Source organism: Roseibium sp., from assembly GCF_025698965.1.
Lineage (GTDB): Bacteria > Pseudomonadota > Alphaproteobacteria > Rhizobiales > Stappiaceae > Roseibium.
On record NZ_JAILWL010000050.1, the window covers coordinates 1 to 20,860 of the forward strand.

At 56.8% G+C, this 20,860-nt stretch carries 17 protein-coding genes; 12 read left to right on the forward strand and 5 right to left on the reverse strand.

Annotation, left to right across the window (positions count from 1 at the left end):
- Positions 1–130: 130 nt before the first annotated feature.
- From K5905_RS06165 to speB, 3 genes are read left to right on the forward strand one after another with little or no spacing between them, the layout of a single operon-like run.
- Entirely contained in the window at positions 131–742 is a 612-nt protein-coding gene (locus K5905_RS06165) for a TRAP transporter small permease (protein WP_297581426.1), read from the forward strand.
- Complete coding sequence (locus tag K5905_RS06170; protein ID WP_297581429.1) at positions 739–2,019, forward strand: TRAP transporter large permease; 1,281 nt, start codon at positions 739–741, stop codon at positions 2,017–2,019. Before K5905_RS06165 ends, K5905_RS06170 begins: the two co-directional genes overlap by 4 nt.
- A 17-nt stretch (positions 2,020–2,036) precedes the next feature.
- Positions 2,037–3,002, forward strand: a complete 966-nt coding sequence (gene speB / locus K5905_RS06175) for an agmatinase (protein ID WP_297581432.1) — start codon at positions 2,037–2,039, stop codon at positions 3,000–3,002.
- Positions 3,003–3,060: 58 nt separating this feature from the next.
- On the opposite strand, the gene K5905_RS06180 is transcribed toward speB, so the two are convergent.
- A complete protein-coding gene (locus K5905_RS06180) occupies positions 3,061–3,663 on the reverse strand; it encodes an XRE family transcriptional regulator (RefSeq protein ID WP_297581435.1) in 603 nt (200 codons plus the stop codon).
- A gap of 163 nt (positions 3,664–3,826) precedes the next feature.
- Between K5905_RS06180 and glyA the strand changes: the two genes are divergently transcribed.
- The 9 genes from glyA (at position 3,827) to K5905_RS06225 (ending at position 17,011) form a co-directional block, all read left to right on the forward strand.
- Positions 3,827–5,089 (forward strand): serine hydroxymethyltransferase, encoded by a 1,263-nt coding sequence (gene glyA / locus K5905_RS06185; protein WP_297581438.1) that lies wholly within the window; start codon positions 3,827–3,829, stop codon positions 5,087–5,089.
- A 10-nt stretch (positions 5,090–5,099) separates the two neighbouring features.
- A complete protein-coding gene (lpdA, locus tag K5905_RS06190) occupies positions 5,100–6,494 on the forward strand; it encodes a dihydrolipoyl dehydrogenase (RefSeq protein WP_297581441.1) in 1,395 nt (464 codons plus the stop codon).
- Positions 6,495–6,636: 142 nt separating this feature from the next.
- Positions 6,637–8,010, forward strand: a complete 1,374-nt coding sequence (locus K5905_RS06195) for a sodium:alanine symporter family protein (RefSeq protein WP_297581444.1) — start codon at positions 6,637–6,639, stop codon at positions 8,008–8,010.
- A 65-nt stretch (positions 8,011–8,075) separates the two neighbouring features.
- Positions 8,076–8,489: a universal stress protein gene (locus K5905_RS06200; RefSeq protein WP_297581447.1), complete on the forward strand. Its 414-nt coding sequence runs from the start codon at positions 8,076–8,078 to the stop codon at positions 8,487–8,489.
- A gap of 33 nt (positions 8,490–8,522) precedes the next feature.
- Positions 8,523–9,620 (forward strand): glycine cleavage system aminomethyltransferase GcvT, encoded by a 1,098-nt coding sequence (gene gcvT / locus K5905_RS06205; RefSeq protein ID WP_297581450.1) that lies wholly within the window; start codon positions 8,523–8,525, stop codon positions 9,618–9,620.
- Positions 9,621–9,736: 116 nt separating this feature from the next.
- Positions 9,737–10,102, forward strand: a complete 366-nt coding sequence (gene gcvH, locus K5905_RS06210) for a glycine cleavage system protein GcvH (RefSeq protein ID WP_297581453.1) — start codon at positions 9,737–9,739, stop codon at positions 10,100–10,102.
- 12 nt (positions 10,103–10,114) lie between these two features.
- On the forward strand, positions 10,115–12,970 hold the full coding sequence (gcvP, locus tag K5905_RS06215; RefSeq protein WP_297581456.1) for an aminomethyl-transferring glycine dehydrogenase: 2,856 nt from the start codon (positions 10,115–10,117) through the stop codon (positions 12,968–12,970).
- Between the two features lie 56 nt (positions 12,971–13,026).
- Positions 13,027–14,442, forward strand: coding sequence for an L-serine ammonia-lyase (locus tag K5905_RS06220; protein WP_297581459.1), 1,416 nt, complete (start codon positions 13,027–13,029; stop codon positions 14,440–14,442).
- A gap of 514 nt (positions 14,443–14,956) precedes the next feature.
- Complete coding sequence (locus K5905_RS06225; protein ID WP_297581462.1) at positions 14,957–17,011, forward strand: nitrate- and nitrite sensing domain-containing protein; 2,055 nt, start codon at positions 14,957–14,959, stop codon at positions 17,009–17,011.
- A gap of 72 nt (positions 17,012–17,083) precedes the next feature.
- On the opposite strand, the gene K5905_RS06230 is transcribed toward K5905_RS06225, so the two are convergent.
- From K5905_RS06230 to K5905_RS06245, 4 genes are all read right to left on the reverse strand, one after another.
- The gene (locus tag K5905_RS06230; protein WP_297581464.1) at positions 17,084–18,208 is read right to left on the reverse strand and encodes an enolase C-terminal domain-like protein; all 1,125 of its coding nucleotides are present in this window, start codon (positions 18,206–18,208) and stop codon (positions 17,084–17,086) included.
- Between the two features lie 38 nt (positions 18,209–18,246).
- Positions 18,247–18,681, reverse strand: coding sequence for a universal stress protein (locus tag K5905_RS06235; protein ID WP_297581466.1), 435 nt, complete (start codon positions 18,679–18,681; stop codon positions 18,247–18,249).
- 90 nt (positions 18,682–18,771) lie between these two features.
- The gene (locus K5905_RS06240) at positions 18,772–20,085 is read right to left on the reverse strand and encodes a TRAP transporter large permease subunit (protein WP_297581468.1); all 1,314 of its coding nucleotides are present in this window, start codon (positions 20,083–20,085) and stop codon (positions 18,772–18,774) included.
- Positions 20,086–20,088: 3 nt separating this feature from the next.
- Positions 20,089–20,616: a TRAP transporter small permease gene (locus K5905_RS06245; RefSeq protein ID WP_297581470.1), complete on the reverse strand. Its 528-nt coding sequence runs from the start codon at positions 20,614–20,616 to the stop codon at positions 20,089–20,091.
- Between the last annotated feature and the right edge of the window lie 244 nt (positions 20,617–20,860).

Genomic DNA, 20,860 nt, shown 5'->3' on the forward strand with positions numbered 1-20,860 from the left:
ACGGCAGGTGCACGTGGCCAGGAGCTGCTGGACGCTCTGCAGGCTGAAATCCAAGCCTCCCAATAAGCCTAGTCGGTCAAACCGTCCCCTGCGCTGCATTGCGCGGGGGACCCAACACCGGGAGGGGAAAATGCAGGAACGCAAACCCGCGCCGTTCAGCGTTCTCGGCAAGATAGATGCCGTTATCGGCAAAATCGAAGTGCATATCCTGAGCTGGGGCATCATCCTGATGGCAGTGAACACGATTGCCAACGTGCTCGGCCGCTACGTCTTTCATCAGTCGATCTATTTTTCCGAGGAACTCAACGAATTCCTGATCGTCATCGTGACGTTTATGGGACTGGGCTATGCCACTCGTAAGGGCATCCATATCCGAATGTCCGCGATCTATGACACGCTGCCGCAAAAAACACGCAAGATTCTCATGATTGTTATTGCCCTTACGACGGCAATCATGATGGCCGTACTGGCGTGGTATGCCTTCGAATACGTCGCCAAGGTTGCCCGCCGCGGTCGTGTGACGCCTGCCCTGCAGATCCCGATCTATCTCACATACATCTGGGTAGTGGTCGGCCTCGCGCTGACATCCCTGCAGTATTTTCTGACGGCGATCCGCAATCTCAATCTCGGCGAGGACGAGGTTTACGTCTCGTATGTCGAGGTGGACAGCTACGAGGACCCGGAAACTGCTGCCGCGATCAGCCGATACGCGGACCAGCAGAACGAGGAGATCAAGTCATGACCGAACTCATGCTTATAGTTATGGTCGTTCTGCTTCTGGCAGGGTTTCCGATGAAGATGCCGCTGATTTCGGCCGCCGTGCTGGGCTTCCTGGTTTATTTTCCGGAGATGAACCTGCAGATCCTGATCCAGCAGATGATTGGCGGTGTCAAACCAGCGGCACTCATCGCCGTGCCAATGTTTATCCTGGCCGCCGATATCATCACGCGAGGACATTCCGCGAACCGCCTTATCGACGTCGTCATGAGCTTTATGGGGCATATCAAGGGCGGGTTGGCGATATCGGTCACCAGCGCCTGCGCACTGTTCGGTGCTGTCTGTGGTTCGACACAGGCAACCGTTGTCGCCATTGGCGGGGCTATGCGTCCGCGGATGTTGAAGTCCGGCTACAATGACAGTTTCGCAATCGGCCTGATCGTCAATGCCGCCGATCTTGCCTATCTGATCCCGCCATCAATCGGCATGATCATATATGGCGTGGTCTCGGGAACCTCGATCTCCCAATTGTTTATCGCCGGGATCGTGCCTGGCCTTTTGATCGTCGCGCTCTTTTCCGCCTATTGCATGTGGTACGCGATCCGGCACGACATTCCGGTGCTGCCAAAAACGGATTGGGGAGGACGCTTTATCTCAATGCGCCGTGCCGTTTGGCCCATGGGTTTCCCGTTGATCATCGTCGGCGGCATCTATGGCGGCGTGTTCTCGCCGACGGAAGCGGCTGCCATTTGCGTTCTCTATGCGGTTGTCCTGGAGGCACTCGTCTTTCGTTCGATACGGCTGCGCGACCTGCCTGATATCGCACTCTCGACCGGTGCCATCACGTCGGTGGTGTTTATCCTGATCGCCGCGGGTGCCGCGTTCTCCTGGACGCTGTCCTTTGCTCAGGTTCCGCAAACGATCATCGCTGCGCTCGGTTTGAGCGATGCCGGACCCCTGATGGTTCTGCTGGCAATCAACATTGCCTTCTTTGTCGGTTGCATGTTCGTCGATTCCATCGTGGTGATCCTGATCCTAGTGCCGATCTTTGCACCCATGATCAAGGCCACAGGCCTCGATCCGGTTTTGGTTGGCGTGCTGATCACACTGCAGGTGGCCATCGGAGCAGCTACACCACCATTCGGCTGCAATCTCTTCACCGCGATTGCCGTGTTTCGCCGTCCGTTCGTTGATGTGGTGCGCGGCGTGCCGCCTTTCCTTATCATCCTTCTGGTCGTTACCGGCCTTCTGGTCGCGTTTCCGCAAATTGCCCTGTTCCTTCCGGAACTGGCCTATCGATAACCAATACGGAGAAACCCATGTCAGGACATGGTTATGAATCGGGTCGCTTGAACTTGCCCTTCGTCGGCATCGCAACCTTCGGCAAGAAAGACTATGTCGCCGACTGGGACCAGATCGACGCCGATGTCGCGATCCTTGGAGCCCCGTTTGATTTCGGCTGCCAGTTCCGTTCCGGCGCGCGTTTCGGCCCCCGCTCGGTGCGTGAAGCGTCAACGCTGTTCAGCTTCGGACACGCCGGTGCCTACGACCACGAAGACGATGCCACTTACCTGGGTGCGGATGTACGGATTGTCGATATCGGCGATGCCGATATCATTCACACCAAAACAGAAGAAAGCCACGCCAATATCGAATATGGCGTCAAGAAGATCCTCGACGCCGGCGCCCTGCCGGTGACCATTGGCGGCGATCACTCCGTCAACATTCCATGCATCAACGCCTTCGCCGAGGATTGCAGGAAGAACGGTCCGATCCACGTCATTCAGATCGACGCCCATCTGGATTTTGTCGACGAACGCCACGGCGTCACGGTGGGACATGGCAATCCCATGCGCCGGGCAATCGAAAAAGACTACGTCTCGGGCATGACCCAACTCGGCATACGGAACGTGTCGTCCACGGCCAGAGAAGGCTACGCGGATGCCCGCGAGCGCGGATCAGACATTCTTTCGGTGAGACAGGTTCGAAAGCTCGGACCCGAGGCGGTGCTTGCCCGCATTCCGGAAGGAGCACGCTACTACGTCACGATTGACATTGACGCCTTTTGCCCGTCGATCGCCCCCGGCACAGGTACGCCCAGCCATGGCGGCTTCCAGTATTACGATGTTCTGGAAATTCTGCAGGGCCTGTCCAAACGCGGAAATGTGGTCGGCATCGATCTTGTTGAAGTGGCTCCGGACTATGACCCAAGCCAGAGCACCCAGATCCTGGCGGCACAGCTGCTTTTGAACTTCATCGGGTTCATATTTCACAACAGAAAGTGATGTTTCCTAATGGAAACACGGTGCGCAATCGAGCTTGCGCACCGCTCAAACCGGCGCATTATTCCAGTGACACCCACAGTACCTTTGCATTTTCCTTACTGGTGGAAACGCAACCATGGCCCATGCCGCTGTCATAGTAGACGGAGTCGCCGGCCTTGAGAGCAAGTGGCCGGTAATGCTCGGTAAACAGGGTCAGTTCTCCGCTGATCACATACATGAATTCCTCACCACGATGGCGGATCCACGCCTCGAATTCGGAAACATCCCTGGCCTTGATCGTGCTAATATAGGGAAACATCCGCTTGCTGGTCAGCTCGGTGCACAAAAGCTCGTGGCTGTATGTTGCCGTGTCTTGCGGCTCACCCTGACCTGCAAAAGTGACGTCACGCCGACCTGAAATATCACTCGGGCCTGATTGAACGAAGAGTTGCGGCGTTTTCAGTTCGAGAGCCTTTGTCAGGCGGCGAACGATATCGAAACTGGGACGCGTTTGATTGTTTTCGATCTTGGACAGGGTCGACCGGCCGATTCCTGCCGCCTTGCCGGCTTCCTCCAGCGTCCAACCTTTCTGAAGGCGCGCTTCCCGTATCATTTTTCCCAGGTGATCGGGATCCGTTGCCTCGGTGATCTCTTCATCTTTGTTCTGAGAAACAGGTTCCATCATACGCCTTTCAACAGTTCCACTTTAATTCGCACATTCTCGAAATTCGGTCAAATTTCTCGATTTAAAACATTTGTTGCCAAAACTAGAAAAGTTTCCTATAAGAAACATTAGGCACCTCAGGGGGAATGGGTGGCGTTTCGGAAATCATGCGGAGGATAAGATGTTTCGCACCAATCTGGATGTTGCAGACCCGGTCATCGCACAATCGATAGACCGTGAGGCAAACCGTCAGGCTGATCAGATCGAGTTGATCGCTTCGGAAAACATCGTTTCGAAGGCCGTGCTGCAAGCACAGGGTTCCGTCCTGACGAACAAATATGCCGAAGGCTATCCCGGACGCCGTTATTATGGCGGCTGCGAGTATGTCGATGAAGTCGAGGCAGAGGCCATTGAGCGACTGAAGAAACTCTTCGGTGCCGAATTTGCTAATGTCCAGCCCCATTCCGGCGCTCAGGCAAATGGCGCCGTGAAGCTGGCGCTTCTGAAGCCAGGCGATACCATTCTGGGCATGTCGCTTGATGCCGGCGGTCATCTGACGCACGGTGCGAAACCCGCGCAGTCCGGCAAGTGGTTTCGTCCGATCCAGTACGGTCTGACCCCTGAAGGCCTCATCGACTACGATCAGGTGGCAGAACTCGCCAGAGCAGAAAAACCACAACTGATCATTGCCGGTGCGTCAGCCTATTCACGCATCATCGACTTCAAGAAGTTCCGCGAGATCGCTGACGAGGTCGGCGCCTGGCTTCTGGTTGACATGGCCCATATCGCGGGATTGGTCGCGACGGGCTTGCACCCCTCGCCGATGCCCCATGCCCATGTCGTGACTTCAACCACGCACAAGACCCTGCGCGGTCCCCGTGGCGGCGTTATCCTCACCAATGACGAAGCGATTGCGAAGAAAATCAACTCCGCAGTGTTCCCCGGATTGCAGGGCGGGCCGCTCATGCATGTCATTGCTGCCAAGGCTGTTGCCTTCGGCGAGGCGCTCAAGCCGGATTTCAAGGACTATTGCCAGCGGGTCGTCGACAGTGCCAGAGCGCTGTCCGATGTCATGATTGCACGGGGATGCGCCATAGTTTCCGGCGGTACCGACAATCATCTGATGCTGGTCGATCTGCGCCCCAAGGGTGTGAAAGGTAACGCGGCAGAAGCCGCTCTGGAACGCGCAGGCATCACCTGCAACAAGAACGGCGTTCCGAACGACCCCGAAAAACCGACGATCACCAGCGGTGTCCGTCTGGGAACGGCAGCAGGCTGCTCACGCGGATTCGGACCGGAAGAATTCAGCAAGATCGGCCATCTGATCAGCGACGTGCTGGATGCACTGGCGGATAATCCGGACGGGGATGCAGCCATTGAAGCGGCAACGCGCGCGCAGGTTTCAGACCTCTGCAAACGCTTCCCGATCTACGACAAACACTGAGGCGATCCTGATGCAAAGCTTTGATCTTGTCGTCATTGGCGGTGGGCCGGGTGGATATGTTGCCGCCATCCGCGCAGCGCAGCTCGGGTTGAACGTCGCCTGCGTCGAAGGACGCGGAGCACTCGGCGGGACCTGTCTCAATGTCGGCTGCATTCCGTCCAAGGCGCTGCTGACGTCCTCTGCGAAGTTCGCGGAATTGTCTCATCTTTCAGCCCACGGCATCGGCGTTGATGGAACGACACTTGATCTTGGCGCCATGATGGGCCGGAAAGACAAGATCGTCGGAGACCTGACCAAGGGTATTGCATTTCTGTTCAAGAAAAACGGCGTCGAACATATCGAAGGCTGGGCCTCGATCCCCGCGCCCGGCCAGGTTCAGGTGGCAACAGGCGAAAGCGAAATCACGCTTTCTGCAAAGAACATTCTTGTTGCCACCGGATCCGAACCCACACCGCTTCCAGGCGTTGAGATTGACGAAGCCGACATCCTGAGCAGCACCGGGGCCCTGGCACTTGCGGAAGTACCTGAACATCTCGTGGTGATCGGGGCAGGTGTCATCGGTCTCGAGCTGGGTCAGGTCTGGTCACGCCTCGGCGCAAAAGTAACCGTTGTCGAATTCCTCGACCGCATTCTTCCGGGAATTGACGGCGAGATCGCCAAACTGGCGCAACGCGCGCTGTCGAAGCGCGGTCTGAAGTTTCAACTTGGACGGAAGGTGACCGGGATTGAGAAAACACCGGGCGGACTGACCTTGTCGCTGGAACGGCTCGGCAAGGATGTGTCCGAAAGCCTGGAGGCCGACAAGGTGCTGGTCGCCATCGGTCGCCGTCCCGTCACCCGCGGATTGGGGCTCGAAACCCTCGGCGTCGCGGTCAACAATCGCGGTTTCATCGAAGTGAATGAAACTTTCGAGACATCCGTTCCAGGCATATTCGCCATCGGCGATTGCGTCCCCGGTCCAATGCTGGCGCACAAGGCCGAGGAAGATGGTGTCGCCTGCGTTGAAACGCTTGCAGGTGAGCATGGCCACGTCGATTACAATACTGTCCCGGGCGTTGTTTACACCGACCCGGAGGTGGCTTCCGTCGGCGTGACCGAAGAAGATCTGAAAACCAGCGGCACCGAATATATCAGCGGCAAATTCAATTTCATGGCCAACAGCCGCGCTCGATCCACCGGCGAAACAGACGGTGCGGTCAAGGTTCTGGCCAGTCCCGATGGCAAGTTGCTCGGCGCCCATATCTGCGGCGCACATGGCGGCGACCTGATCGCCGAGTTGGTGCTGGCCATGACCCGGAATGCGACCGTGGAAGACATTGCCCGAACCTGCCATGCGCACCCTGCCATGGGCGAGGCGGTCAAGGAAGCATGTCTTGACGCGCTCGGCCGCGCAATCCACGCTTGAGAAGCATGGAATCACAACTTTTCTTCAGTCCCCGTCGCACTTGAGCCAAATCCCGGGACTGAAGAATTCGCCGCTCCAAGGACGTCGCGCTGCTGTGTGAAGACTTCCGGAGCTTGAAACTGAACGCATTGGGAGGAAAACCATGGAAGCGTTAGACAATATCGTAGGGGCCATAAATGGCGTTGTTTGGGGACCGCTCATGCTGGTTCTCATTCTCGGCGTTGGCTTCTTCCTGCAAGTCGGTCTGAAATTCATGCCGATCCTGCGCCTTGGAACAGGCTTCAGCCTATTGTTCAAGGGACGCTCGAACCAGGGTGAGGGCCAGATCAGCCCGTTCAATGCATTGATGACATCGCTCTCGGCGACCATCGGCACCGGGAACATCGCCGGCGTGGCGACAGCGATTTTTCTTGGCGGACCGGGTGCCCTGTTCTGGATGTGGATGACCGCCCTGGTCGGCATGGCAACCAAATATGCGGAAGCCGTACTGGCCGTGAAATACCGCGAGACCGATGAACTTGGAAACTTTGTCGGCGGTCCGATGTATTACATCAAGAACGGTCTGGCTTCGCATTGGCACTGGCTGGGTTGGGCCTTTGCCCTGTTCGGCGCAATTGCCGCCTTCGGGATCGGCAACGGCGTACAGGCCAATGGCGTGGCGCATGTGCTGGAAGCCAATTTCGAACTCAACAGGTCCGTTACCGGTGTTGTCCTGATGGTGCTTACTGCAGCCGTTATCCTGGGTGGGATCACCCGTATCGGTGCTGTTGCCGGTAAACTCGTCCCCTTCATGGCCATCAGCTACATCATTGCGGGTCTGCTTGTTCTGCTTATCCATGCCGGTGCAATCGTCGAAACGCTGGAACTCGTCTTTACCTACGCCTTCACACCGCATGCGGCACAAGGCGGGTTTGCAGGTGCGGCAGTTTGGGCAGCAATCCGCTTTGGTGTTGCCCGCGGCGTTTTCTCGAATGAGGCAGGTCTCGGTTCGGCGCCGATTGCCCACGCAGCAGCCTCGACCAAGGGCCCGGTCAACCAGGGTCTCGTCGCCATGCTCGGCACGTTCATCGATACGATCATCGTCTGCTCGATCACCGGTCTGGCAATCATTGCCTCCGGTGCCTGGACAAGCGGTGAATCCGGCGCGGGTCTGACGTCGCTGGCATTCGAGACTTCCCTGCCAGGCGTCGGGGGCTATCTGATCGCGATTTCTCTTTCGATCTTTGCCTTCACCACAATTCTCGGCTGGTCGTTCTACGGTGAGAAATGCGTCGGCTTCTTCTTCGGCTACCGTGCATTGATGCCATATCGGATCCTGTGGATCGTGATGATCTATTTCGGAGCAACCGCGGATCTCGGCTTTATCTGGCTGCTGGCTGACACACTGAATGCGATGATGGCAATTCCGAACCTGATTGCCCTGGCGCTTCTCAGCCCGATTGTCTTCAAGCTCACCAGGGAGTTCTTCGCTTCCAACGGTGCGACGGAAGAAGGCGAGTCCCGCCCTGCCGAATAAGTGAAAGTCGGGAGGGCCGACATACGGCCCTCCCTTTCCGACATCCCAGTTTCCGGAGATGACTGATGTTCACAAAAATTCTTTTGCCGATTGATCATACGGATGAAAATTCGTGGAAAAAGGCCCTGCCAACGGCCCTGGAACAGGCAAAGTTCTACGGTGCCGAACTACACGCCATTTCCGTCATCCCAGAGATCATTCAGCTGCCCAACCTGCCGGCCGGTTATGGATCCGGCGCCAAGGATTTCGTACGGGACAAGATTGCCGCGATCCTTTCCGCCAACAATGCGGCGGACGTGCCTGTCCATATCGAAGAGGGCAGTGTCTATCGCGAACTCCTCAAATTCGCGCACAAGGAAGGCGTCGACCTCATCGTGATGGCTTCCGCCGAAGGCGATTTCCCGAATTATGAAATCGGCCCCAATCTTGCCCGTGTGGTGCGCAACGCGCATTGTACGGTCATGGTCGTGCGTAACTGACGCCAAAATATTGTGAAAGAAAGGACCGGGAACATGGCTGACGCCCCCAAACGCACCCCTCTTTATGATCTGCATGTCGAGCTCGGTGGAAAAATGGTCGACTTTGCCGGCTGGGAGATGCCCGTGCAGTATCCCATGGGCATCATGGGGGAACACAAGCAGTGTCGCGAAAAGGCGGCCCTGTTTGACGTCAGCCACATGGGGCAGGTGATCCTGAAGGGCGACAATGTCGCCGAAAAACTCGAAACCATCTGCCCGCAGGCCTTCACCGCGCTGAAGGAAGGCAAGGCCCGATACTCTTTCTTCACCAATGACGACGGCGGCATTATGGACGACCTGATCGTCTCCAATGCCGGCGACCATTTCTTCGTCGTTGTCAACGCATCCATGCGCCATCAGGATATTCCGCATATGGCCAGGCATCTCGACGGCGTTGAGGTGACAGAGATCTTCGATCGCGCCCTGGTCGCCGTCCAGGGGCCGAAAGCTGAAGACGTGGTCGGCACCCTTTGTCCTGCCGCCCGCGAACTGAAATTCATGGAGACCATTGTCGGCGAGATCAATGGCGTTGAATGCCGGATTTCGCGCCTCGGTTACACCGGTGAAGACGGTTACGAGATCTCGATCCCGGAAGACAAGGCCGTTGAAATCGCCCGGGCATTCCTGGCGGACGAGAACTGCGAACCGGCCGGTCTCGGCGCACGCGATTCCCTGCGGCTTGAAGCCGGGCTCTGCCTTTATGGCAACGACATCGACAATGACACGTCACCGATTGAAGCGTCTCTGATCTGGGCGATCCAGAAACGTCGCCGTGAAGAAGGCGGTTTCCCGGGCGCTGCGCGCATCCAGCGTGATATTGCTGACGGCACCTCGCGCAAACTCGTGGGCATCAAACCGGAAGGACGCGCCCCGGCACGTCAAGGCGTAGAAGTGCAGAACACCGGCGGCGAAAGCATCGGTGCAATCACATCCGGCGGTTTCGGTCCGACCGTTGGCGGTCCTGTCGCTTTGGGATACGTCGCTACCGCCGATGCGGAACCGGGGACCAAGGTCAATCTGATCGTTCGTGGCAAGGCGCAACCTGCCGGAATCGTTTCGCTGCCTTTCGTGCAGCAGAACTACAAGCGCTAGGCCGACCACCATTCGCTAAATCGCTGAAACGCACTAACTCATCGTAATAACACGTCTCCGAACCGCAATTCATGTGCCGAGATCTGGCGGAGACGTTCTCATCAGGGAGAGACCCAATGACCACGTATTATTCCGAAGAACACGAGTGGCTTACCGTGGACGGCGACACCGCCACACTCGGGATTACCGCTCATGCCGCCGAGCAGCTTGGTGAAATCGTTTATGTCGAGCAGAAAGACAGCGGTGACACGTTCGAAAAGAGCGAAGAAATCGGCGTGGTTGAGTCGGTCAAGGCAGCGTCTGAAATCTACGCACCGGTCGATGGCGAAATCGTTGAAGCCAATGAAGCACTTGCTGACAACCCCGCCAAGTTGAACGAAAGCCCGGAAGGCGACGGCTGGCTGTACAAGATCAAACTGTCCGACACCTCCCAGCTTAATGACTTGATGGATCTAGACGGCTACAAGGCCTTTATCGGCTAAAGGAGCGCAGAAATGCCATTTGAAATCACCACTTACCAGGCCTATGACTTTGCCAATCGCCGGCATATCGGCCCGTCTCCAACTGAAATGGACGAGATGCTGAAGGTCGTTGGCTTCGAAAGTCTCGATGCCTTGATTGATGCAACTGTTCCACCGTCCATTCGCCAGAAAGAAGCACTGGATTGGGGTGGTCCGGGTCTGTCCGAACGCGACGCGCTGTTTTACATGCGTGAAGTTGCCAACAAGAACAAAGTCCTGACCTCCCTGATCGGTCAGGGTTACTACGGCACCACGACGCCGGCTCCTATCCTGCGCAACATCCTTGAAAACCCGGCCTGGTACACCGCTTACACGCCCTATCAGCCGGAAATTTCTCAAGGCCGCCTCGAAGCGCTCCTGAACTTCCAGACAATGGTTTCCGACCTGACCGGACTGGATATTGCCAACGCGTCGCTGCTCGACGAATCCACCGCGGCAGCGGAAGCCATGACCATGGCCAAGCGGTCGGCCAAGTCCAAGGCCAATACTTTCTTCGTGGATGAAAACTGTCACCCGCAGAATATCGCGGTGATCGAGACCCGCGCGGAGCCCCTCGGTATTGACGTCGTCGTCGGCAATCCGGATGACCTGGATCCGGCCACAGTCTTCGGTGCGATCTTCCAATACCCGGGCACCTACGGTCATGTTCGTGATTTCACGGACATCATCAGCAAGCTTCACGAAAACAAGGCACTGGCTGTCGTGGCCGCCGACCCTTTGGCATTGGCGCTCCTGAAATCGCCAGGCGAAATGGGTGCCGATATTGCGATTGGCTCGACCCAGCGCTTTGGCGTCCCTCTTGGTTTTGGTGGCCCACACGCCGCTTACATGTCCTGCAAGGACGCTTTCAAACGCAGCATGCCGGGCCGGATCATCGGCGTATCCGTCGACAGCCGCGGCAAGAAAGCCTACCGGCTTGCCTTGCAGACCCGCGAACAGCATATCCGCCGCGAAAAAGCAAACTCCAACGTCTGCACCGCTCAGGCTCTGTTGGCCGTCATCGCGTCCATGTACGCGGTCTATCATGGGCCCGACGGCATCAAGGCAATCGCACAGTCGGTTCACCGCAAAACCTCCCGGCTGGCAAAAGGTCTGGAGTCCCTCGGCTTTGAAGTCCAGCCCGACGTCTTCTTCGACACGATTACCGTCGAAGTCGGCGCTCTTCAGGGCGTTGTCCTGAATGCCGCGGTTGAAAACGGCATCAACCTTCGCAAAGTCGGCGACACCCGCGTCGGTATTTCACTTGACGAACAAACCCGCCCGGAGACGATTGAAGCCGTCTGGCGCGCCTTTGGCGGCGACATGGTGGATGACAGTGAGGCGAACCGCGAGTACCGCCTGCCGCAGCACGCCCTGCGTGAAAGCGAGTATCTCACGCATCCGATCTTCCACCTGAACCGGGCTGAAGCGGAAATCACCCGTTACATGCGGCGCCTGGCAGACCGTGACCTGGCGCTGGATCGGGCCATGATCCCGCTCGGATCCTGCACGATGAAGCTGAATGCAACCATCGAAATGATCCCCGTCACATGGCCGGAATTTTCCAACCTGCACCCGTTCGTGCCGGAAGATCAGGCGGCCGGCTATCACGAGATGATCTCCGATCTGAATGACAAACTCTGTCAGATCACCGGCTACGACGCTATCAGCCAGCAGCCGAATTCCGGCGCACAGGGTGAATATGCGGGTCTTCTGACCATCCGCAACTACCATAGGGCGCGCGGTGAGGGTCATCGCAACATCTGTCTGATTCCGACTTCTGCCCACGGCACCAACCCGGCATCCGCACAGATGGTCGGTTACAAGGTGGTTCCGGTCAAATCCGACGACCACGGCAATATCGACATTGCCGACTTCCGGGAAAAGGCGGAGCAGTATTCCGCAGATCTTGCAGCCTGCATGATTACCTATCCCTCGACACACGGCGTGTTTGAGGAGACGGTTCAGGAAGTCTGCCAGATCACTCATGACCACGGCGGTCAGGTCTATATCGATGGCGCGAACATGAATGCGATGGTCGGCCTGGTCCAACCGGGCATGATCGGCGGCGATGTCAGTCACCTGAACCTGCACAAGACTTTCTGCATTCCGCATGGCGGCGGCGGTCCGGGCATGGGTCCGATCGGCGTCAAGGCCCATCTGGAGCCTTATCTGCCAGGCCATCCGGAATACGGCTCAACGGTTGGGCCGGTGTCGGCTGCACCGTTCGGTTCGCCGTCAATCCTGCCGGTCAGCTGGGCTTATGTTCTGCTGATGGGTGGCCAGGGTCTGACCCAGGCCACAAAGGTTGCAATCCTGAATGCCAACTACATCGCGGCACGTCTGCAGAAGGACTACGATATCCTCTACACGTCCGAAACCGGACGGGTGGCACATGAGTGCATTCTCGACACGCGGCCGCTGGCCGAAAGTGCCGGAGTTAGCGTTGAGGACATTGCCAAGCGCCTGATCGACAACGGCTTCCACGCACCAACCATGTCCTGGCCCGTCGCCGGAACGCTAATGGTTGAACCGACCGAGTCCGAGCCGAAAGCCGAGCTCGACCGGTTCTGCGATGCGATGTTGTCCATAAGTGCGGAAGCCCAGGACATTATCGACGGCAAGATGGATCCGGAAAACAACCCGCTGAAGAATTCGCCGCACACCGTGGCCGATCTCATCGGCGAATGGAACCGTCCGTACAGCCGTGAGCAGGCCTGCTATCCGGCAGGTTCATTGGATGTCGACAAATACTGGTCGCCAGTCAACCGGGTCGACAACGCTTATGGGGACCGGAATCTGATCTGCACCTGTCCGCCGATGTCCGACTACGCGGAAGCCGCAGAATGACCTGAAACAAAACGCGGCGCCACTGATGGCGCCGCGTGATTACAGAGCCCAAAACCATGTTTCTCAGCGTCTTTGATATCTTCAAGATCGGCATTGGACCGTCATCGTCTCACACGATGGGACCGATGACCGCCGCGGTCGATTTTCTCGATCGGCTGTCGACTGGTGAAAACGGCAAATTCAAACCGAGCGCCGTCGACAGGATCACTGCTTCTCTACACGGTTCGCTCGCATTCACCGGCAAGGGACACGCGTCCGATCGGGCGGTGATGTTGGGACTGCTGGGGTTCCGGCCTGACGCGGTCGACGCCGATTTGGCAGAAAAACGCTTGGCGGAACTGCACGAGGCATCGACCCTGACGGTTCCCGCCTGTGGCAATGTCAAATTCGACCCGGATTCGGATCTCGTCTTTGATTTTGGACCGGCCCTGCCACTTCACGCGAACGGGATGAAACTGACTGCGTTTGACGCAAATGGTTCCATTCTTCTGGCAGACACCTACTACTCCATCGGCGGTGGTTTCGTCATGACCGAGGCCGAGCTGATCGCCACTGAAAACGCTCCAGGCGCAGATCTTCATGACGAAAAGGAAGCGGTCGGCTACCCCTTTCCGTTCGGTTCGGCCACAGAAATGCTGAAAATGGGGACGAAGTCAGGTCTCTCGATAGCACAGATGAAGCGGGTCAACGAGGAATCAGTACTCGGGGAGGACGTTCTGAACTCAAGGCTCGACGCCATCTGGAAGGTCATGGACAACTGCATCGAGCGCGGCCTGTCACAGGACGGCACCCTGCCCGGCGGATTGAGCGTCAAACGCCGCGCAAAGGCGATCCATCAACGCCTTTTGAGCCAGAGTGGTTCCAATAGTCAGCAACCGCATATGGTCAATGACTGGTTGTCGGTCTACGCGATGGCGGTCAATGAAGAAAACGCTGCCGGTGGCCAGGTCGTCACCTCTCCGACCAACGGGGCAGCCGGTGTTGTTCCCGCCGTTATCCGGTACTATCGCGACCATTGTGTCGATGCCTCGCGGGAGGGGATCGATACGTTCCTGCTGACCGCGGCAGCCATCGGTGGCCTGATCAAGCACAATGCCTCGATTTCCGGGGCAGAATGCGGTTGTCAGGCAGAAGTCGGTTCGGCATCCGCCATGGCTGCAGCCGGTCTTTGTGCCGCTCTTGGCGGCAGCAACGAGCAAATCGAGAATGCCGCCGAAATCGCGCTGGAACATCACCTCGGCATGACCTGCGATCCCGTAAGAGGGCTTGTGCAGGTGCCCTGTATCGAGCGTAACGGCATGGGGGCGATCAAGGCTGTTTCAGCCGCTTCGCTGGCTCTTCATGGAGATGGTGCCCATTTCATGCCGCTGGACAATTGCATAGAAACCATGCGGCAGACCGGTCAGGATATGCGGGAGAAATACAAGGAAACCTCTCTTGGCGGCCTGGCGGTCAACCTGCCAGAGTGCTGAGTTCGGTCCTGTCCGGCACTAAAACACTGCCGAAGGCAGCGAACATGAGCAATCCTCAACGGCAGAAAAAGAACTGCGCGCCCGCGTTCGGTTGCGCTTCATCGGGACCACTGTGGTCACGTTGAATTTGACCGTCGCAGATCCTCCAGTATCGATTGTGGCAGATGCGGGCATTCCCGAGTTCTTCAATTTCCGCAACAATTGACTGATTGGCGGTCAACCTGTCGGAATGCAGACACATTGACGCAGTATCCGAGATCGGAATTCTCTCCAGAACTCATCTGAACATATTCGTTTGCCTCAAATACCGCAGAATTGTGCGCTTCGAGCACCGTTGCAGCAGAATTTGTCGGCAGAAAGCCCAACACTCGCAACCAATGCGTTAAGTTAAACTACTTACAACACCGTTACAGCCTTCGTTAATCATCGATTTCTATAAGTGTCTCGCCTTCCTCGGAATAAGCAAAACAACAGTCGGAATATCGCTTCCTCCTGAAACCGAGTTGAAACACCGATGTCGCTGCTACGTAATCTGAAAATCTCGTATGCGATCGTGCTGATCGCCACCATTCCAATCATTGCCACAATATTCTTCGCCGGGCGCAACGTCTTGGACGAAGTCCGGATCTCGTCGGAGACCGCCAATCTGAACCAGCTTGCCAGGCTCTCGGTTCAATTGAGTGCACTTGTCCACGAGCAGCAGAAGGAACGTGGTGCAACAGCGGTTTACCTTGGTAGCAGTGGCACGCGCTTTGTTCGCGAACTGGCAGAGCAACGGACGCTGACCGACAGCCATCGCCAGGCGCTTGCAAACTTCCTGAACGGATTTGATCCCTCGAAGTTCGGCCACGAGTTTTCGAGCGACCTGAACCAACTCCTTCAAAACGCTGCGAGCATGGAGAACGTGCGTGCGAAGATCGATCGACAGTCGATCCAGTCGAAGGACGCGATCGGATATTTCACCAGCCTTAACGGACAAAGCCTATCTCTGATTGGCACAATGTCTTCCCTGAGCAGCGACCCGACGGTCACGAGAAGAATTTTTGCCTATGCAAACTACCTTCAGGGCAAGGAGCGCGCGGGGATTGAACGTGCAGTCGGTTCCGGCGGATTGGCAGCCGGTGAGTTTACACCTGAGCTGATGGACCGCTTCAAACTGCTCATTTCTGTTCAGGACACCTACAACAGGGTGTTCCTGAGCGAAGCAACAGATGCACAGACGGCGCTGTTCAACAAAATTCTGGCAAGTCCTGCCGCGAACGAAGTCCTGCGCATGCGCGACGTGATCAAGGCTGGTGGCCTGGAAGGAAACTTCGACGGTCTGACGGCAAACACCTGGTTTGCGACGATCACGCAAAAGATCAATGGTTTGAAGAACATTGAAGATGCGTTGAGCGCAAGCCTGATACAGGACCTCACCGACCTTGAGGCACAAGCCAAAGCCAACCAGCGGCAATCGATCCTGCAAGCTCTGGGAGCGGTGCTGGCTGCCACGATATTGGCAGCTCTTCTGATCAGCACCATCAACAGGTCTTTCCGTCAGCTGATTTCATCCATGACACGCCTGGCGGAAGGAGATCTTGAAACCGAACTTCCGGCAATGCGGTCCAATGAAATTGGCGAGATGATCAAATGCGTTCAGGTGTTCAAGGAAAACGCCATCCAGAAAGCCGAGCTTGAAGAGCGCCAGATTCAGGACGCCGAACAGGCAGAAACCGAAAAGCGCAGGACCATGCAGCAGCTGGCGGACGCATTTGACTTGAAGGTCGGTTCAATTATCGAAACGGTGTCATCAGCGTCCGTAGAGTTGAGCTCGACGGCAGAAGCCATGGTCAATGTCTCCGAACAGGCAAGCGGACGTGCCGCAACCGTTGCAGCAGCGTCGGAGCAAGCGTCGGCAAATGTTCAAACGGTCGCTTCGGCGGCCGAGGAGATGGCAACATCCATCGGTGATATCAGCCAGCAGATGGCGCAGGCGTCCCAAGCATCGCAAAATGCGGTGGAAAGCGCACACTGCACCAGTCAGCAGATCGAGGTCCTGTCCAACAAGGCCGAAAAGATTGGCGATGTGGTGAAGATCATTTCCGATATCGCTGAACAGACCAATCTGCTTGCGCTGAATGCAGCAATCGAATCCGCCCGTGCGGGTGAAGCAGGCAAGGGTTTTGCCGTGGTAGCCTCGGAAGTCAAGGAACTTGCCGGACAAACGGGCCAGGCAACCGAAGAAATCAATCGCCAGATCGAGGACGTCCAGACCGCCACGAAAGACGCGGTTGCCTCAATGTCGGAAATTTCAGACGGGATTGCACATCTCAACAGCGTTGCGACGGCCATTGCCGCGGCAATGGAGGAACAGGGTGCTACCACACAGGAAATCTCACGAAGCGTCCAGGAAGCGGCGACCGGTACAAATGATGTGAACCAGAATATTGCCGGCGTCAGCGAAGCGGCACAGGACGCAGGGGCTGCCGCCAGCCAGGTCACATCCGCTTCTCATGAACTCTCAACCCAGTCCGAAAGGCTCAAGGTCGAGGTGACCAGCTTCATCCAGCAGGTTAGAGCCGGTTAAAGCACCGTCGCACCGGACAGTTCCCTTCTGGATCTGTCCGGCAGTTCCCTGAACCGAAATCCCATTTCGGTTTCAGGACAGTGGCTTCGCCACGGAATACCTGTCGAGTTTATCCGGGTCCACAGTGACACCGAGCCCCGGCCCTTCAGGTACAAAGACCCGTCCATTCCTCACAGGGAACGGCTCTGTGAGGATATCGTCCTCGGCGTAATAAGTTGCCATGTAGAATTCACACTGCAGCACAAGATCCGGGACCGCAGCCATCAGATGCGCTCCGGCAGCATGCGCCAGGCCGGTCTCGAACATGCAGCCGCCATAGATCTCAATCCCGGCAGCACGGGCAATGGCCGCCACTTCGAGCGCACGGCGGATGCCACCGGATTTCATGATCTTGAGCGAGAAAATGTCGGCCATCCTGATGCTGGCACCATAAAGCGCGCCTTTGGGATCGAACACGCTTTCATCCGCCATGATCGGCGTGTCGATCACGTCAGTGATATGGGCCAGGACTTCACGTTCATGCATCTTGACGGGTTGTTCGACAAAGGTTGGCCGGAACGTTTCCAGGTCACGAATGCAGCGCACAGCGTCATAGGCGAGAAGACCTTGATTGTAGTCGATCCGGATATCGGCTTCGTCACCATAGATCTCGCGCATTTTTTCAAGGCGCATAAGGTCGAATTTGTGGCCTGCAAATCCGGTCTTGAATTTAAAGATACGTACGCCGTCGTCCCACAGGGCGGCCAGATCTTCAAGATCCGCGTCAAAATCGGGATTGGCGACGGAAAAGCTCATGCCCATGCTGTCGCGCATCTTGCCGCCGACCAGTTCACACACGGAAAGACCACAGATCTGACCGGTGATGTCCAGAAGCGCCATTTCGAGCGCCGCCTTTGCCTCTGGATGCCCGACGATCACCTTGTCGGCCATCGACATGTGTTTTTCGACCTGCACCGGGTCCTGGTCGATGAGATGCGGTCGCAAATGAACATGAAGCGCAGCCGCGCAGCCTTCCGACGTTCCGGTAAAAACAGGCCAGGGAGACGCTTCCCCCCAGCCGGTGATACCGGTGTCCGTCGTGATTTCCAGGATTGCCACGTTGATACCGGCAACGTCCCCACTGCCATGGGAATGAACCGCCTTGGCAGGAATCAGTATCCGGTGAACCCGGATGCTTTCAATCTTATGGTCGCTCACAAAGCTCTCCGAAGTAATTCAGCGCTTGTCACGGCAGGTTATTCGGGCCGGACCACCAGTACACAACACGAGGCGTAGCGAGCGACACGTGCCGCATTCGGTCCGATAAAAAGATCTTTCACCTTCGGTTTGTTGGCCCCGATCACGATAAAGCGGGCCGGCAGTTGATCCGCCCTTTCAATCAGCGTTTCATAGACAACACCGCGCAGGATTTCGGTTGTGAATGGAACACCCTGCCAGTCGAATTCGGCAGCATAGGCTTCAAGGTCCTTGCGGGCGTCAATTTCAACGCGGTCGCGCATGTCGGCGGGGATGTATTCCTGCACATAGCTGTTCTGCTGATCCGGGATCACGAAGACAAGCTCGATCTGCGCTCCATGACTTTGCGCCAGCATGATGGCTTCCTTGACCACACAGGCGTCCCAGTCCCTGTGGTGCAAATCCACTGCGGCAATGATCTTGGCATTTGGCATGGCGAGATCCTTTTGAAGGCCAAAACAAAGTGTAGGCCCGGCCACACTCTCAATCACCTTTGCCGGGAGAATTGAGAATGTGGCCGAGCGTCATCTGGCGCTGGCGTTGCGCATGCTGTCAGGCAGATAGGTTGCAAGATCCGGGAAGAAGATCATCACGAAGACCATGACCACCATGATCATGAAGAGCGGTAAAGCCGTCTTTGCGATGTAGCCCATCTCATGCTTGGTGATCCCCTGCATGACGAACAGATTAAAGCCGATCGGTGGTGTGATCTGTGCCATCTCGACCACGATCACGATGAAGATGCCAAACCAGATCAGATCGATGCCGGCACTCTCCACCATGGGCTGAACAATGGCCATCGTCAGCACAACCGAGGAAATACCGTCCAGGAACATGCCCAAAACGATGTAGAACAACATCAGCGCCATCAGCAGTGAGAAACGGGAAAGCTGCATGCTTTCGATGAATTCCGCCAAAGCCCTGGGCAACCCCGTGAAGCCCATTGCGAGCGTCAATGCGGTTGCGCCCATCAGGATGAGAGCAATCATGGCAGAGGTTCGCGTCGCTCCCAAAAGGCTCTCGATAAAGGCTTTCTTGGTCAGCGACCCCTGGGCTGCAGCCAGAACGAATGCACCGATCACGCCAATGGAAGCGGCCTCTGTCGCTGTTGCCCAACCGCCATACATGGACCCGATCACCACCAGTATCAGGATGATAATCGGGATCAGAAACCGGCTTTCGTTGAGCTTCTCGCGGAAGTTCATCCGGTTGGAGATGACAGGCACTTCGCTTGGTCGCACGAAGGACCAACCGGCAACATAGGCCATGAACAAGCCGGCCAGCACGATGCCCGGTAGAATGCCGGCCATGAACAGCTTGGAGATCGATTGCTCGACTGCCACGCCATAGACGATCAGCGTCAGTGATGGCGGGATCATCAAGCCAAGCGTTGCCGCGCCGGTAAGAGTGCCGATGGTCATGTATTCCGGGTAACCGCGCTTGCGCAGTTCAGGAATGGACATCTTGCCAACCGTCGTCAAAGTGGCTGCCGAAGAGCCTGAAACCGCAGCAAAGATCGTACAGCCGACGATGTTGACGTGAACCAGACCGCCCGGAAGGCGCTGCATCCATGGACTGAGACCCCGGAACATGTCCTGGGACAGTCGACTTCGAAACAGGATTTCTCCCATCCAGATGAACAGCGGAAGCGCCGTCAGTGTCCAGCTCGACGAACCGGTCCAGATACGGGTCAGCATTGCGTCGCCCGCCGGACGCGAGGTGAACATTTCAAGTCCGAGATATGCAACGCCGAAAAGGGCCAACCCGACCCAGACGCCCGTTCCCAGCAACAGGAATAGCACGAACAGGAAAATCGCAACGAGGTAGAACTCTTCCATGGTTTACTCCCCGTGCGGATTGAAACCGGCGGAATGGATGTTGTCCCGTCCGGTGAACAGTGTTGAAACGAGATTGTCGAAAGCACAAACGGCCAGAAGGACCGTGCCCACGGTCATCGAAATCTGCGGAATCCAGATCGGCCAGGCATCCTGTCCCTGGCTGATTTCGTTGAACCTGTAGCTTTCATAGGTCATCTTGATCGCGTAGCGGGCAAAGAGAAACGTCAGATAACTGGCAATAACCCAGCACCATAACTCTCCATATTTGCGATATCGCCCCAAGGCATTGAGCAAAAGGCTGACGCGGATATGTGCGCCGCCATTCAGGGCGTAGGGCAGCGCGAGAAATGAGGCCGCCGCCATGCAATAGCCGGTAAAATCCGGTGCGCCCGTAATTATGCTGCCACCCCAGCGGGCCACCATCTGCAACGCGACAAAAACCAGGATCAGTATCAGAAAGACCGCAGCCAGATAGCCTGCAAATCTGTACATCGCATCGAGACTGGTCCGTAACACCCTGAATAAAGCCACCACCGTTCCCCTTTTCGTGAGTTCTGCCCGACGAAGCCGCCGGACAGAAACTTAGTCATTCCAGCAGCTTATTGTTGTGCTGCCTTGAATGCATCCACGATGGCCTTGCCGCCGTCACCAGCAGTTTCCAGCCACTCGGCGGTCATGGTCTCTCCAATCTGGCGGAGCTCAGCGGCCATGGCGTCGCTCACAGGACCGGTGGTCATGCCGTTTTTGCCCAGCTCATTCACGGTGAATTCATTGT